This window comes from Bradyrhizobium sp. CCH5-F6 (assembly GCF_001556045.1).
Lineage (GTDB): Bacteria > Pseudomonadota > Alphaproteobacteria > Rhizobiales > Xanthobacteraceae > Bradyrhizobium.
The window spans coordinates 1-210 of record NZ_LSIC01000147.1 but is presented as its reverse complement, the minus strand read 5'-3'; the positions used below and the strand labels follow the sequence as shown (position 1 = coordinate 210).

Sequence of the window (210 nt, the reverse complement as noted above, 5' to 3'; positions counted from 1 at the left end):
AAAACCTGCACTCAGACGCCACCACTCCGCATAACGCCACGCTTCGCATAATCGGCCCGGCCCACAAAGACGCGGTGGCTGGGCGCGTTCTCGTTAGAGGAGCGGTTCTGCTCGGCGACGATGCGGACGCCCTTGGCCTGCAGACTGAGGGTGATGATCTCGCCCTGGAAGCCGTTTTAGGTCAGTTGGCAACCGTCTTTCTGAAATGAA

The 210-nt window shown here is 59.5% G+C and carries 1 protein-coding gene; it reads left to right on the top strand.

Annotation, left to right across the window (positions count from 1 at the left end; all coding sequences use genetic code 11):
* Nucleotides 1–209: hypothetical protein (locus AX729_RS41865; protein ID WP_502686922.1), on the top strand; the 209-nt coding region annotated here is incomplete at its 5' end.
* Between the last annotated feature and the right edge of the window lies 1 nt (nt 210).